The organism is Streptomyces sp. NPDC057694, from assembly GCF_042799415.1.
Classification (GTDB): Bacteria; Actinomycetota; Actinomycetes; order Streptomycetales; family Streptomycetaceae; genus Streptomyces.
Map to the genome: position 1 here is coordinate 211,190 of NZ_JBHVIX010000002.1, position 13,458 is coordinate 224,647.

19 protein-coding genes and 2 pseudogenes are annotated in these 13,458 nt (G+C 66.7%); 13 read left to right on the forward strand and 8 right to left on the reverse strand.

Annotation, left to right across the window (positions count from 1 at the left end; all coding sequences use genetic code 11):
* Nucleotides 1-5: 5 nt before the first annotated feature.
* The gene (locus ACFVDP_RS07800; RefSeq protein ID WP_383485003.1) at nt 6-527 is read right to left on the reverse strand and encodes a nucleotidyltransferase domain-containing protein; all 522 of its coding nucleotides are present in this window, start codon (nt 525-527) and stop codon (nt 6-8) included.
* A 113-nt stretch (nt 528-640) separates the two neighbouring features.
* Here ACFVDP_RS07800 and ACFVDP_RS07805 point away from each other — a divergent pair, with 113 nt between their 5' ends.
* The 4 genes from ACFVDP_RS07805 (at nt 641) to ACFVDP_RS07820 (ending at nt 4,153) form a co-directional block, all read left to right on the forward strand.
* Nucleotides 641-1,078, forward strand: coding sequence for a glutaredoxin domain-containing protein (locus ACFVDP_RS07805; RefSeq protein WP_383485006.1), 438 nt, complete (start codon nt 641-643; stop codon nt 1,076-1,078).
* A 946-nt stretch (nt 1,079-2,024) separates the two neighbouring features.
* Nucleotides 2,025-2,762, forward strand: coding sequence for a dienelactone hydrolase family protein (locus ACFVDP_RS07810; protein WP_383485009.1), 738 nt, complete (start codon nt 2,025-2,027; stop codon nt 2,760-2,762).
* Between the two features lie 112 nt (nt 2,763-2,874).
* Entirely contained in the window at nt 2,875-3,264 is a 390-nt protein-coding gene (locus ACFVDP_RS07815; protein ID WP_383485012.1) for a hypothetical protein, read from the forward strand.
* Between the two features lie 196 nt (nt 3,265-3,460).
* Nucleotides 3,461-4,153 carry an alpha/beta fold hydrolase gene (locus ACFVDP_RS07820; RefSeq protein ID WP_383485016.1) on the forward strand — a complete coding sequence of 231 codons (693 nt, stop codon included), beginning with the start codon at nt 3,461-3,463 and terminating at the stop codon, nt 4,151-4,153.
* A 9-nt stretch (nt 4,154-4,162) separates the two neighbouring features.
* Here the strand turns inward: ACFVDP_RS07820 and ACFVDP_RS07825 are convergent, their stop codons facing one another.
* On the reverse strand, nt 4,163-4,342 hold the full coding sequence (locus ACFVDP_RS07825) for a three-helix bundle dimerization domain-containing protein (RefSeq protein WP_383485019.1): 180 nt from the start codon (nt 4,340-4,342) through the stop codon (nt 4,163-4,165).
* 101 nt (nt 4,343-4,443) lie between these two features.
* On the opposite strand from ACFVDP_RS07825, the gene ACFVDP_RS07830 reads away from it, so the two are divergent.
* Nucleotides 4,444-4,863, forward strand: coding sequence for an MmcQ/YjbR family DNA-binding protein (locus ACFVDP_RS07830; RefSeq protein WP_383485022.1), 420 nt, complete (start codon nt 4,444-4,446; stop codon nt 4,861-4,863).
* Between the two features lie 186 nt (nt 4,864-5,049).
* Here the strand turns inward: ACFVDP_RS07830 and ACFVDP_RS07835 are convergent, their stop codons facing one another.
* The 3 genes from ACFVDP_RS07835 to ACFVDP_RS07845 form a co-directional block, all read right to left on the reverse strand.
* Nucleotides 5,050-5,328: a hypothetical protein gene (locus ACFVDP_RS07835; protein WP_383485025.1), complete on the reverse strand. Its 279-nt coding sequence runs from the start codon at nt 5,326-5,328 to the stop codon at nt 5,050-5,052.
* Nucleotides 5,329-5,682: 354 nt separating this feature from the next.
* Nucleotides 5,683-5,907 (reverse strand): hypothetical protein, encoded by a 225-nt coding sequence (locus tag ACFVDP_RS07840; RefSeq protein ID WP_383485028.1) that lies wholly within the window; start codon nt 5,905-5,907, stop codon nt 5,683-5,685.
* A 208-nt stretch (nt 5,908-6,115) separates the two neighbouring features.
* Nucleotides 6,116-6,454, reverse strand: a complete 339-nt coding sequence (locus ACFVDP_RS07845) for a hypothetical protein (RefSeq protein ID WP_383485031.1) — start codon at nt 6,452-6,454, stop codon at nt 6,116-6,118.
* 237 nt (nt 6,455-6,691) lie between these two features.
* On the opposite strand from ACFVDP_RS07845, the gene ACFVDP_RS07850 reads away from it, so the two are divergent.
* Together ACFVDP_RS07850 and ACFVDP_RS07855 are read left to right on the forward strand one after the other, a co-directional pair.
* Nucleotides 6,692-7,108 carry a hypothetical protein gene (locus tag ACFVDP_RS07850; protein ID WP_383485034.1) on the forward strand — a complete coding sequence of 139 codons (417 nt, stop codon included), beginning with the start codon at nt 6,692-6,694 and terminating at the stop codon, nt 7,106-7,108.
* A gap of 292 nt (nt 7,109-7,400) precedes the next feature.
* On the forward strand, nt 7,401-8,411 hold the full coding sequence (locus ACFVDP_RS07855) for an aldo/keto reductase (RefSeq protein WP_383485037.1): 1,011 nt from the start codon (nt 7,401-7,403) through the stop codon (nt 8,409-8,411).
* Between the two features lie 212 nt (nt 8,412-8,623).
* On the opposite strand, the gene ACFVDP_RS07860 is transcribed toward ACFVDP_RS07855, so the two are convergent.
* The 3 genes and pseudogenes from ACFVDP_RS07860 to ACFVDP_RS07870 form a co-directional block, all read right to left on the reverse strand.
* Complete coding sequence (locus ACFVDP_RS07860; protein ID WP_383485040.1) at nt 8,624-9,061, reverse strand: ankyrin repeat domain-containing protein; 438 nt, start codon at nt 9,059-9,061, stop codon at nt 8,624-8,626.
* A 110-nt stretch (nt 9,062-9,171) separates the two neighbouring features.
* Nucleotides 9,172-9,303: pseudogene (locus ACFVDP_RS07865) on the reverse strand (ArsR family transcriptional regulator); the annotation flags it as partial.
* A gap of 119 nt (nt 9,304-9,422) precedes the next feature.
* A pseudogene (locus ACFVDP_RS07870) lies at nt 9,423-9,767 on the reverse strand (recombinase family protein); the annotation flags it as partial.
* 108 nt (nt 9,768-9,875) lie between these two features.
* Between ACFVDP_RS07870 and ACFVDP_RS07875 the strand changes: the two are divergent.
* The 6 genes from ACFVDP_RS07875 to ACFVDP_RS07900 all read left to right on the forward strand — a co-directional run bounded on the left by ACFVDP_RS07875 (nt 9,876) and on the right by ACFVDP_RS07900 (nt 13,353).
* The gene (locus tag ACFVDP_RS07875) at nt 9,876-10,460 is read left to right on the forward strand and encodes a TetR/AcrR family transcriptional regulator (RefSeq protein ID WP_383485043.1); all 585 of its coding nucleotides are present in this window, start codon (nt 9,876-9,878) and stop codon (nt 10,458-10,460) included.
* A complete protein-coding gene (locus ACFVDP_RS07880; protein WP_383485045.1) occupies nt 10,457-11,368 on the forward strand; it encodes an SDR family oxidoreductase in 912 nt (303 codons plus the stop codon). Before ACFVDP_RS07875 ends, ACFVDP_RS07880 begins: the two co-directional genes overlap by 4 nt.
* Nucleotides 11,369-11,723: 355 nt before the next feature.
* Nucleotides 11,724-12,023, forward strand: a complete 300-nt coding sequence (locus ACFVDP_RS07885; RefSeq protein ID WP_383485048.1) for a nucleotidyltransferase domain-containing protein — start codon at nt 11,724-11,726, stop codon at nt 12,021-12,023.
* Complete coding sequence (locus ACFVDP_RS07890) at nt 11,999-12,637, forward strand: hypothetical protein (protein WP_383485051.1); 639 nt, start codon at nt 11,999-12,001, stop codon at nt 12,635-12,637. The genes ACFVDP_RS07885 and ACFVDP_RS07890 overlap by 25 nt, the downstream gene beginning before the upstream one ends.
* Nucleotides 12,638-12,849: 212 nt before the next feature.
* The gene (locus ACFVDP_RS07895) at nt 12,850-12,984 is read left to right on the forward strand and encodes a hypothetical protein (protein WP_383485054.1); all 135 of its coding nucleotides are present in this window, start codon (nt 12,850-12,852) and stop codon (nt 12,982-12,984) included.
* Between the two features lie 102 nt (nt 12,985-13,086).
* The gene (locus tag ACFVDP_RS07900; protein ID WP_383485058.1) at nt 13,087-13,353 is read left to right on the forward strand and encodes a hypothetical protein; all 267 of its coding nucleotides are present in this window, start codon (nt 13,087-13,089) and stop codon (nt 13,351-13,353) included.
* Nucleotides 13,354-13,458: the final 105 nt, after the last annotated feature.

Consider the following 13,458-nt stretch of genomic DNA (forward strand, 5'->3'; position numbering starts at 1 on the left):
CCCCCTCATCGCACCCCAAACCGCTGCTCGGGCAGGAGGTCCACACCGAAGCGGTCGTGCAAGGCCGTCATGTCCCGGCGATCCTCGTCATCGAGCTCGTACCCTGCATGGCATGCCACCTGTCCCTGCACGGTCAGGCACCGCACCGGCTCACCCTGAAGGGCCCCGTTCCCGCCGAACCAGGCGGCCTCGTACACCCACACCTCGCCGTTCTCCATCGTGTAGTTGCCGTTGCCCTCCCCGTCGAACACCACGGGATGGACGTCGACGCTCCTGCCGTCCTGATCGCGCAGGACGAAACACGAGGAAAGGCGACCCTCCGCAACGGTGAAGCCCAGGCCCCGAAGGGCCTGGACCGCGTCCTCAGCCTGGTCGACCCGCACGATCAGATCGACATCCCGGTGTGGACGTGTCTGCTCGCCGAGGAGAGCATCGACGCCCCAGCCGCCGTCCCCGAGCCACACCTCCACACTCTGCGTCTGAAGGGCCCCGATCACAGCCAACGCGTTCGCAGCATCCATCAGCATCTCGCCAGTATCGACATAAAACCGACGGATGCCGCGAGGTTGACCTGGTCAACGCTTCGAGGTGAGCCACTGGTTCGAGGAACCACTGCGGCTCATCGATAGCCTGCATCACTATGACGCGCCTCTGGATCCTGCCGACGCTGCTCGTACTCAGCGGCTCAGCCGTCGCGACTGCGCAGTTCCTCAAGGGCAGCCCCGGCTCCGCCACAGCGCTCCTTCTGGCGTTCCTGGCGCTCGCCGGCATGAACTCGCCCCTGATCTTCCCCAGGTCGATCGGCGCGCAGGAGGCACAACGCCGCAGCGCGGCCGACGGCCGACCGATCGTCTTCTGGCGGCCGGGCTGCAAGTACTGCATCCGACTGCGCGTCCGACTGGGCCGCAGCGGCCGCCAGCTGTACTGGGTCAACATCTGGCGCGACCCGGAAGGAGCAGCGACGGTGCGAGCAGCCAACGACGGCAACGAGACCGTGCCGACCGTCGTCGTCGCCGGCCGGCCGGCCACCAACCCCGATCCCGAATGGGTACGCGAACAGCTCTCCCCCTCCCACTGATCACAGACCGCACTCTGCAAGCTCGTAACCCGATCATGAGTGTGCCTTCTTGAGGCGTCGCCTCAGACCAGAATGCAGCCCAGTGAGCGGAGTTCCTCGCAGCTGGCGCTGGAGTTGTAGCCCTCCTCGCCGACCATGGCCTCGGGACGTCTGCGAGGTAGGCCGGAGCGGTCGGCGATGGATGGGATGCTGTCGGCCAGGGCGCGGGGGTTCAGGGGATGTCGTTGACGTTGCCCGCAGTGGTGATGACCTTGAGTGGGGTTCCACGTCCGTCGCAGATCAGGTAACGCTTGTGGCTTCTGCTGCCGCGGCTGACCTCATAGCAGCGTCGGCGGCGCGCCGTCACTTTCTCTCGCCGCCGTACGCGACGGTCTCGAGCCGGACGCCGAGCTTGCTGGGCACCTGTTGGCGAACATCGCCGGGCGGGTACCGTCCGCCGTACCCTCAGCGCATGGGGTGGATCTCTATTGAACGGATACGGGAACCGCAGACATGCTATTGCGGCGCGCCGGTGAAACAGACGGGTCGATGGTTCATTCGCCTGTACTGCTCGTCAGGCCACCGGAACCGCGGGCGACTGATGCATGTCGTGGTGTCCGTCCTCGACTTCCTGAGCTGAAGAGGGCCAGGCCGCCTCGTAATGGTGTGCCCGCCCACCGCTCCACTTCGACTACGACGGATCGCCGAGCAACCCCTCAGCTGCCGACAGGCCCGCGCACAGCAGGAAATCGACGACGTCGGCGACTGGCGTGGCGCCGCCCCGTCCCAGAGTTATGCTCCACTGCCAGGCGGGGCGTAGCGCAGATGGTTGTCGCGCCTATCACCGCATGTGGGAGGAAGCCGGCTCTTGTGAGTCCTCGCCGCATTTCAGAAGAACACCCGCGCTGCTCTGCCCCCGGCAGAACACCGGCCGGACCGGGCTCGACGATCACTACGGTTCAGTCCCATGACGACGATTACGACGCGTACGGTCGAGTACCCGGCCGACGGTCTGACGATGATCGGGCACCTCGCGCTCCCGGCCGGTGCCGACCGTCGGCCAGCGGTCCTGGTCGGGCCAGAGGGCATGGGACTCAGCGACGTCGAGCGTCGCAGGGCCGATGCTCTAGCCGAACTCGGCTACGTGGCACTGGCCTTCGACCTCCACGGCGGGCGCTATTTGGGCGACCCCGAGGAGATGCTGGCCCGTTGCCTGCCGCTGCTCGCTGATCCCGACCGGATGCGAGGCATAGGCCATGCGGCGCTCGACGTGTTGCGCACGGAACCGCGGACCGACCCCGAGCGGATCGCCGCCGTCGGCTACGGCACCGGGGGCGCCATCGGGCTGGAACTCGGCCGAGACGGCGTCAACTTGCGCGCGATCGGGACAGTCAACGCGGTGACCACAGGCCGACCGGGCGAGGCGGCGCGCATTCGCTGCCCGGTGTGGGCCGGGGTCGGGTCGGAAGACCCGATCATGCCGGCCGCACAGCGGAACGCGTTCACCGCCGAGATGCAGGCCGCGGGCGTCGACTGGCGCCTCGCGGTCTACGGCGGCGCCTTGCACGCCTTCCACCACCCGCCGGTCGACCACCCCGTGGTCCCCGGCGTCGGCTACCACCCACGGCACGCGCAGCGAGCCTGGCGCGACGTCGTCGACCTGCTCGCCGAGTGCCTGCCCGTGACGGAGGATCCGGGGGCATGACCCAGGTAAGCATGCTGGCAACCGGGCCTGGTCGGCGTCGGCAGAAGCCAACAACGCGGGCTGTTGACTCGATCGACGGCTCCGCCCAAGCGGCCGTCCCTAGGCTCGGCCCATGGCGACGGATGATCTGAACGACAGCGAGCTGTGGCCCATCCCGCCCGCATGGATGATGGAGTGCGACACCTGCGCGGCTCTGTACCGGCGGATGATCGGCGTCCGTGAGGCCGTCACAGGGGCCTCGCTGACGACATCGGGCGCGGTGGACGTTGACCCTTTCGACTCGGGGCTGACCACGCAGCTCGCCCTCGGACAGCACATGGCCCTGGAGCACGGACCGCTGCTCCCCGACTTCGATGCGGACTGCGCGGTGTGCGCGAAACGCGAACAGGATCTCCAGAGGGCGACGGCGTCCGAGGGTTTCAGGACATACGCGGTGAGCGCTGCGATCGAGCACAGGGCGCGCCATCTGATCGTTCCGCCCGTGATGACGCGCAGGATCTGAGATCACGTCAGCGCGTCGAGCGTGCTGACGTGTGCCCAGAAGCTGTCCTGCTGTGGGGTGGGCGCAGGGAATCTACGCCGCATCTCCTAGCGCCCCGACCGCGGCCTACGCCAATTGTCAGAAGCGGCTTTCAACCAACTCCCCCTAGTCTCAGGGTGCTCGATGCACCAGCCATCACCGGCAAGAGGGGAAGACCATGAGCACAGTCTCGGTACCTCGCAACGTCGTTCTTGTGCACGGTGCGTTCGCCGACGGGTCCGGCTGGCAGGCCGTGTACGACCGGCTGGTCGCCGATGGCCACCACGTGAGCGTGGTGCAGAATCCGACGCTGTCGCTGGACGGCGACGCGACCGCTGTGAGGCGTGTGATCGCGGCGCAGAACGGGCCAGTCGTCCTCGTGGGCCACTCCTACGGCGGCGCGGTCATCACCGAAGCAGGGCAGGACGACAAGGTCGCCGCCCTCGTCTACATCGCTGCGTTCGCCCCGGACAAGGGCGAGTCGGTCGGCACGCTGATCGCCGACCCGCCGCCCGGCGCCGCTGTCCCGCCGATCCTCCCGCCCCAGGACGGCTTCCTTCTCCTGGACGCCCAGAAGTTCCCCGAAGCGTTCGCCGGCGACCTCCCCGTGGAACAGGCCCGGTTCATGGCCGACTCCCAAGTGCCCTGGGGTGTGGAGGCCCTCAACGGCGCGGTTTCCCAGGCCGCTTGGCAGACCAAGCCGAGCTGGTATCTGGTGGCCTCCGACGACCACATGATCCCGCCTCCGGCGCAGCGGGCCATGGCGGAGCGGGCAGGAGCCACCGTGGCCGAGGTCGCGGCAAGTCACTGCGTCTACCTGTCCCAGCCTGACGCGGTGGCCGACATCATCAGGCAGGCTCTCGCCTCCTGAGCCGGCCGGTCATCCCTCGAGGTCGGGCGGCTTGCCCAGCACGGCGCGTGTCTTGCGTTCGACGTGGACGGGAACGAAGTCACGCACAGGGCGCCCGGCGAAAGCCTCGTAGGCCTGAACTACGACGCCTGCGCCGTCATCAGGAGTCCGCGCCGCCTTGCAGCCCTCCGTGAGGCGTGTGCCGGACACCCGTTCTGCCTACGCGCCGTTCTATGGCCCATGTTGAGAACCGCGCGGGCGGTCCGGCCGCGGCCCGCGCGGAATCCGTCGGCGACCGCTAGTGTCGGCCCATGTCCAGCCCTGGAGACGTGCCGCCGGAGATCCTGAACCGGCTGCGGCCGATCTGCCGGCAGCTGCCCGAGACGTACGAGGAACCTGCCTGGATCGGCGTGCGCTGGCGGATCCGGACGCGGACATTCGCCCATGTCTACACGCCGGACACGGAGCGCTCCTCGGTCTACGCCCCGTATGTAACCGCAGGTCAGGAACTGGTCGTGATGACCTTTCGGGTACCCGTCGACGACCTGCTCGGCCTGACCGCCGGCGGCTTCCCGTTCCTCCGGGCCGACTGGGGACACAACGTCGTCGCCACCGTGCTCGGTGACCACACCGACTGGACCGAGCTCACCGAACTGATCACCGACAGCTATCGAGAGTTGGCTCCGAAGTTCCTCGCCGCCAAGGCCACCCTCCCGCCGCCGATCAGCTGACCGGCGTCGGGCCGCGTCGTTCTCAACTTATGCGGCACCGCGAGTCTTCCTCTGGGGTATCGACTCCTGCGGGGGCTCCCGGGCATCTGGTGCACTTCGTGTGGAGTCGGCTGACGCCCTGTTCCCCCGGCCACGGGCGATCCGGTACTGGGCAGGTCAACCGCTCTTTCGCATGCGGGTCCTGGGCTAATTACTGGATCTGCCCTTTCCCTTCAGGAGGCTGACACCTTCAACGCCCTTCAAGAGAGCGACACCTTTGTCAAATTCCTGACGGCTGATCATGCCGAGAGTCAACTTCCGGCGCAGCTCGTCCAGAGCGTTGCTGACGCTCTTCTCCCTGGCAGCTTCTGCCATACGGCGCCCATGGGCGCCCCCTCGACGCCGCGCGTCACGCTTGCGCTCAGCCAGCAGCTCGTCTGCCTGACGGGCCAACATTGCGGCGCTTTCCATGAAGAAGCTCGGCATCTCAGGAAGCCCTCCTTGACAATGTTCCCGGGGCGGTCTCGCCTTCCCTGACCACTGCGGGATCGACGAACTCAGATCTCGAGGCTGTTCGTTCTTAAGGTTGCTTACCATGGCGTCAGTTTCGTAGCCAGCAAACCCTGCTGGGAGGATCGTCCATACCTATCCGGGTTAGATGATCAGACCTTGGATCACTGTCTCTGCCGCACCGCACGGCACTCCTCCCGGCGCTCGATACTCGATGCGCGTGCTCGTCGTGCCCTCGGCTTGCACCGGAGTGGGATCGAGCAGGATTCCCTGTCACTGTCGCGCCCGTGGCCAGGGTGCTTCCGGAGACCACGCATTCCAGCTTCGCCGTCACAATGCCAGCAATCTTCGGAGCCCGGCCGGGATCGCACCACAATATGGACTGTAGGCATCGAACTGGCCGTCGGCGAAGAGGAGGTTCGCGGCGACGGCGTCGTTCGCAGTGGCGAGTCGGGCCGAACGTGGGGCGAGGCAGAGCAGTGCGCGGGCCGTTACGCCGCAGAAGGTGTCGCCGGTTGTGCTGGTGCCGGATTCATAGTGCAGATCCATCGTCACGCTGCACCAGGCAGGGCGGCGATCTCGTCGAAGCTCCAGGAGCGGGTCTGCTCGCTCGTGATGGCGCCGAATACCTGTAGGGTCCCGCGGCGGGAGGGCGTGCGGCAGGTAGTCCCACTGGCCACCGGTCCGTGCCTGAGAGCGCAGAGCGTTGACGATCCTCCGTGACATGACGTCCGAAGAATTACCAGGGCGGCCAGTTGAGGAACTACTTCCATGCAACGGCCACGATGGTTGCGGCCGCCGTGAACGTCCCAACGGCATAGAACGCCCATTGCTGCTTGTTGCGCATGCCCACGAGCGCTGTCACCGCCACCAGGACGTCCAGGGCCAGCTTCACTCCCATCTTCGCGTTGTCCACCGGCAGGTCCAGGGACGTCCGGGTCCATATGAGTCCCGCACCGGTGACCAGCTGAACGACCGCGCTGATCGGCATGTAACTGCCGGTCACCGGGTCCTTCCCTCTCAGCTGAAAGAACAAGCCACCCATGATCGCGGCGAACCCGAAGAGGTGGAAGACAAGGAACACGTACCGAAGGATCTCCATGCCGGTGATCGTTCCATAGGTGAAGCATGAATTGACGAGCTTCTACGCAAGAGCACGACAACGCCCGCATCACTCTCGCGACCACGACCACGACCACGACCACGACCACGACCGAGGATCTCGACTGCGACGATTCCCCGGACAAAAGCGAACCGGCCCCGCCCGAACACCCCTTTTCCCCAAGGACCTAGTGCCGACTCAGGCAACGTTCGCCCTGTCGATGGCGACTCTGACGACGTGTCCGATGAAAAGGACAGTGGGAGCGGCTCGATCCGATACCCCTCGTTGGACCACCCGGTCGTGTCCACCGTCGCACTGGAACTGGGCGGCCTTGCTGTCTCCGGATTGATCGCTCTGGTGGGGTGGCCGTTCGGGTGGCTGCCCGACACCAGCCTGGTCGGCCTCGTGACGGGCCTGATCGCGATCGGGCCTGCGGCCGAGTTGTACAGCGGGGCGGGCCCGCCGCGTCGGCTTGCCGTTGTCGCCGCTCTCCTTGCGCTGGCAACGGTGAGACTGCTCGTGACTGCAACAGTGAACTGGACTTTCCCTGCGCTGGCTGATCCGGGCATCGGTATCCTCGTCGGCTACCTTGTTGCGTTACCCATCGGCGTGGCTGCGTTGGCTTGGTTCCTCAACAGAGCGAACGTTGTCTGATGCGGCACTAACAGGCATCGCAGACAGGAGAGTCGCCCCCTCTAACCCGCGGCCTATGCAGAGCCCTTGTTGCAGGGGCCGGGCTACTAGCGAAGGGCATAGGAGGCGTGAGCACCGAACCCGAGGGGCTGAGCAGTGCCTGACGCGCTCGGCCGAGAATCGACAGTTTGTTACTCGCTACTGCCGAGTTCTCCAAGTACGTCTGGCGGACACGGTCGAACCTGACAGGGCGCGTATGCCCCACCCTTCCGAATTTGCGTTGGAGTGCACTCCAACTCCTAGGTTCGCAAGCATGCGATACATCAAACTCGGGACGACCGGACTGGAAGTCTCCGCCATCGCCCTCGGCTGCATGAGCTTCGGCGAGCCGGACCGGGGCGGCGAGCCTTGGTCGCTGGGCGTGGACGCCAGCCGGGACATCATCAAGCAGGCCCTCGAGGACGGCGTCAACTTCCTCGACACGGCCAATGGGTACAGCGCCGGAAGCAGCGAGGAGATCGTCGGAAAGGCGGTCAAGGACTTCACCCGGCGCGAGGAGGTCGTTCTCTCCACCAAGGTCTGGATGCGGATGCGCCCCGGCCCGAACGGCGCCGGGCTGTCCCGCAAGGCGATCTTCGCCGAGCTCGACGCCTCCCTGAAGCGACTGGGGACCGACTACATCGACCTGTACCAGATCCACCGCTGGGACTACGACACCCCGATCGAGGAAACCCTCGAGGCGCTGCACGACGCGGTCAAGTCCGGGAAGGTCCGCTACATCGGAGCCTCTTCCATGTACGCCTGGCAGTTCGCCAAGGCCCTGTACCTGGCTGACCTGAACGGCTGGACCCGGTTCGTGTCGATGCAGGACCACTACAACCTCATCCACCGAGAAGCAGAGCGGGAGATGCTCCCGCTCTGTGCCGATCAAGGCATCGGCGTGATCCCGTGGAGCCCGCTGGCACGGGGCAGGCTGACGCGGGCCCGGGACACCGCCACGGCGCGTGCCAGGACCGACGAGGGCAGCGAGATCCTCTACCGCGACGAGGACCAGGCAGTGACTGACCGCGTCCACGAGATCGCAGGCAAGCGGGGCCTGCCCTCGGCCCAGGTCGCCCTGTCCTGGGTCATGCGCAACCCGGTGGTGACCTCGCCCATCGTCGGGGTCACCAAGCCGGCCCAGCTGGCCGACGCCGTCGCCGCAGTGGACGTCGAACTCGACGAAGGCGAGGCCGCCTACTTGGAGGAGCCGTACCGGCCGCACGAGGCCGCCTACCTGGAGGAGTCCTTCTACAAGTCGCACCCTGTGGCGGGCTCCCGGTAGTCCGGGCTACCGCCGGGCCTTCGACGAGCCCTTGGTCTCGGCCTTCTCAGCCCTGTGGTGGGCCCGGCGGTACTTGCGGCCGGTCGCGCGCAACTGCATGATCTGCGCACAGTCTTCTTGGCAACCGCGCGGGCGGTCCGGCCGCGGCCTGTGCGGAATCCGTCGACGGCTGCTAGGTCCTGTTACGAAGGCGAGCGCTGAGGCAGCGCTGGCTATGAAGCTGGGTGCGCTGTTGGTTGCGCCCCTGCTGCCCGAAGGGTCTCGGCAGTGTCGGGGTGAGGTGCGTTGTTCGCCCAGTCCAGCGGGGATCTGCCTGTGCCGTGGTCTTCGCGAAGGTTGGGATCGGCACCATGTGCCAACAACTGTCGAATCGTTGCGATGTGCCCCCAACAGGCGGCTGCGCACAATGGTGTGCCCTCCGAGCCGAGGCCGCTACTTTCGGTGTCGGGGGAAGCTCCGGCTTCCATGAGCAAACGAGCAATCTCGGCCTCGCCATGTACTGAAGCCAGGTACAGCGGAGTAGTGCCGTCACTGTTCCGTCTCTCCGGACTTGCTCCACTGCGCAACAGAGCCTTCGTGCGCACGGTGTTGCCTGCCAGCACTGCTTCGAAGAGGTGGTGGGAGAGCTTCTTCTGCTTCCGCTGCTTCATAGCCGGTGAAGCTATCGATCATGCGTACGCCGGTGCTACTCATATCCACCCGTTGATCGCCGCGACCAGGGGTGCCGGTAAGAACCGTGTCATCAGCCGCAATCGAGCGGTCAGGGCTTCGTGGCCACGGTCTTCTTGGGCTGGCGGGGGACGGTTCTGGTCTTGTCGAGGTGCCCGTACACCGTCGAGCGCGGCACGCCGAACATGTCGGCGATCTGCTGGACGGTCTTCTCTCGCTCGTCGTAGAGCCGTTGGGCAAGCGCGGCCTGGTCCTCGGTGAGCTTCGGCCGGCGACCCCCGACACGCCGCGAGCCTGCGCGGAGGCGAGCCCGTCGTTCGTATTCGCCACGATCAGCTCTCGCTGGAGCTCGGCCAGTACGGAGAGCATCCCGAACATTGCGCGGCCCTCCATGGTGGCGGTGTCGATGCCCTGCTCGATGACGTGCAGGCCGATCCCGCGCTCGCGCAGCTCGGCGCCGAGGGTGACCAGGTGCATGACGGAGCGGGAAGGCCGGTCGAGCCGGGTGACTTTCAACGTGTCGCCCTCGCGCATCAGCTGCATGACGAGATCAAGTTTGGGGCGGGAGGCTTTCGCGCCGCTGGCGACGTCGACGTGGATGTTGTCACGGTTGACGCCGTTGCGGAGAAGTGCGTCGATCTGATGATCAAGGTTCTGGTCGGCCGTCACCACCGGGTCGATTGCCACTGATACCGGATTGCCGTGCCGCCGATCGAACGCTTTAATGAATGAACGGGCATTTATTAATCGATGGGAGCCGTGGTGGCGGGACGCCCCCGAGGGGTCGAGGATGCGGTGATCTTGCGTGCGGCGGCCGACGTGATCGGCCGGGTGGGTCCTGTGGGGCTGACTCTGGCTGTCGTAGCTCGTGAGGTGGGATTGGTACCCGGCACGCTCGTGCAGCGGTTCGGGTCCAAGCGTGGGCTGCTTCTGGCACTCGCCGAGCAGTCCGCGAAAGATGCCGACGCGCTGCCCGGGCGAGTACGTGAAGAGCATGAATCGGCACTTAAGGCGCTTGCGGCGCTGATCGTGGAGCCGATGGCTTCGATGGCCACGCCCGAGACCTTCGCCAACCATCTTGCGTTCTTGTGCATCGATCTCACGGATCCGCAGTTCCGCCAGTATGCATTGGCCATCCACCAGGCCCAGGGCCGAGCCATCGAGGCACTGCTCACAGAGTCCCTGCTCACGGGCGAGCTCCGCACTGGGACGGACATTGCGGCCCTGGCCAGGTCCGTGCAGGCGATCGCCTCCGGTGCGGGCCTGGTATGGGCCCTCGACCGTCAAGGCACCCTCGTGCAACGGCTCCGGCAAGAGCTCAACAACATGTTGTCTCCTCACTTCCCGCCCCGCCACGGCCACGACCTGGAGGAATCATGACGAACGATGCACGCCCGCTGGCCGGGAAGGTGGCCTTGGTCGCCGGCGGCACCCGAGGCGGCGGGCGGGGCATTGCCGTCGAGCTCGGAGCCGCTGGCGCGACGGTGTACGTCACCGGCCGCAGCAGCATTGCCGGACGTTCCGACCTGGACCGCCCGGAAACCATCGAGGAGACCGCTGAGAAGATCACCGCCGCCGGCGGCCTCGGCATCCCTGTACGCACCGACCACAGCTGCCCGGACGAGGTCGGTGTCCTGGTCGACCGGATCGCGGCTGAACAGGACGGACAGCTCGACATCCTGGTCAACTCCGTATGGGGTGGAGATCCGCTGACAGACTGGGAGCATCCGCTGTGGCAGCAGGACCTTGATACCGGCCTTCGGCTGATACGGCAGGCGGTGGAGACCCATGTGATCACCAGCCGGTTCGCGCTTCCGCTGATGGTCGACCGCGGCAGCGGTCTGGTCGTGGAGGTCACCGACGGCAACACCGCCCGCTATCGAGGCTCGTTCTTCTACGACCTCGCCAAGTCGGCGGTGATCCGTCTCGCCGTCGGCCAGGCCGCCGAGCTGAAGGCGCACGGCATCGCGGCCGTGGCGATCACGCCCGGCTTCCTGCGCTCGGAGGCCATGCTGGAGGGCTTCGGCGTCACCGAGGCCAACTGGCGGGACGGCGTGGCCAAGGACCCGAACTTCGCCCGCTCCGAAACCCCCGCCTACCTGGGACGGGCGGTCGCCGCGCTGGCCGCCGACCCCGACGTCATGGCCAAGACCGGGCGGGCATTGGCCACCTGGGGCCTGTACAAGGAGTACGGGTTCACGGACGCCGACGGCACGCAACCGGACTGGCCAGCTCATTGGGCCAATGCCCTGGAAGAGGAGTACGGGCCGCTCGGAGACCCGCTGTGACACGCACGGTCACGCGCCGGCACGATCCTTGGCTGTCGTCCTCTCGCCGGTTTCGGTCGTGTTGCGGGGCCCGGGCACTGTGGCTGAGGTGAGGTGGAGGCGAGAGTGGGCACGATCAAACTTGGCTGCCGCTGCCACACGTTCGTCGACCTGCGATGGGCCCGGCTCTTCCGGAGTGGCGACGACGATCCAGGGGTCTGGTCTGTTCCTTCCTCGCAACAAGACCGACTGCAGGCCTTGATATGGCCTCGCACCTGGACTTGTTGCGGCAGTCGGTTGTGCCGACGACCGAACCCCTGCCTGCTGGTGGCGCTCTGCTCAGGACCGGCAAACTGGATGCCCGGTGGGTGCAGGCATGACGGCCGCAGCAGGTCGCGGAGCGGTTGGCCGGGGTCGATGCGCCTGGTGCATCGCGACGGGGTGGGCACTGGATCTGCTCCGTGGAGAACAGTCACGGCCGCACGGCAATCTGGAGATCGCGGTTCCCGCGGCACGGTTCCCGGAAATTCGGGACCACTTACCCAAGTACGTGTGGGGCGCAGTGGGTGCAGGGCGGGTCCGGGCGGGCGAAGGAGAGCAGGGCGCTGGCCCTGCAGGCATCGTCCCGGAGGGGTCGGTAGGGTCGTTGATGTGCGTGATGTCCGGGTGGTTCTGATCGGCGGGACGTCGAACGTCGGAAAGTCGACCGTTGCCCAAGTAGTGGCGGAGAAACTCGGGTTCGCGGTCCTGAGCACCGACGCGCTTGCCCGGCACCCTGGGCGACCCTGGAGAACCCCGGAGCGGGAGGTGCCTGCGCACGTCGCCGAGCACTACGGATCGCTCACGGTTGACGAACTGATCACGTCGGTTCTCGACCACTACGATCGGCTGTGGCCCCGTATCGAAGAGCTGATCACGACCCATGCGGCCGAGGACGGCGGCCGGACAGGCATGGTTCTCGAGGGGTCGGCACTCTGGCCCGTCAGCGTCGCGAAGCTGCAGGTCCCGCGCACGGCCGCCGTGTGGCTCACTACCGACAACTCCTTAGTACGCGCCCGCGTTCACGCGGCGGGCCGCTACGAAGCAGCCACAGACGAGGAACGGGCTCTGATGGACAAGTTCCTAGCTCGCACTGAGCGCTACCAGACGCTCATGGTCGATGCCATCGACAGGCTGGGGCTGGATCGCATCGACGTGGGCGGCGGACAGTCCGCCGCAGCATGGGCTGACACCGTGCTCGCGGCAGCCAAGACGCAGACCGCGGTGGGACGGTCATCCACCGGCCGGTGACCACTCGTGATGGTTTCTTCGTCGTCCTTCCTCCCCCCTTTTTTCACAGTGACGGCGACTTCGCCCGCGTGAGGATGAATGGCGTCTGGCATGTTCCTCGCCACCAACCGCCGATGGGCCAACAGACTCACAACGCAGTGGCGAGATGACGTCGATGCCCTCGGCATGCGCTGGTAGAAGCCGTCGATGTCAACGGCCGCTGAGGAGACCAGATGTTCGGCCTGACGTTTACCCAGGACTTTCCCGCACCGCAGCTCGATCGCCTCCTTGGCCTGGTCGTAGGAACCGCGCGCCGCCTCGGCAACCGCGCGGCGGCGCAGGCCGTGCGAGTGCAGCCCGGCGGGTAGCGACAGGTCCGCATCCAGGGGGCGGACGCTGGTCATCGACCTGCCCCGTCACGCGGTCCGCGTCACGGTCACGGTGCCGAACACGCAGGCCGGACGCCTGCAATGGCCCACCTCGCGATGCGGGCGCACCTGTCCGTCCGCATCCCGGACCGCCGGGCGGCCGGCGCGTTCCCCCTGCTCGCGCTCGGCCCGCTCCCGCAGGTCGAGATGGGCCTGAAGCAGCAGCCGCAGCAACTCCGCGCCTCGATCAGGTCCTCCAGATCGTGGTGGGTCAGCGCGGCCGAGGCGGGGTCGGCCAACTCCTCGGTCAGGCGGTCGAAGGCCCTTGCGGCGGCGGCGAACGGATCGATGGCGGGCAAGGCGTCGTAGGGTTCCACCACGGCTCTTCTTTCTTGGGTGCTTCGGTCTGGCTGGTTACTCCGAAGCTAGAGAGAAGAGCCTTTATCGTTGCGGGAGTTCGCCGGTTCCAGGCCG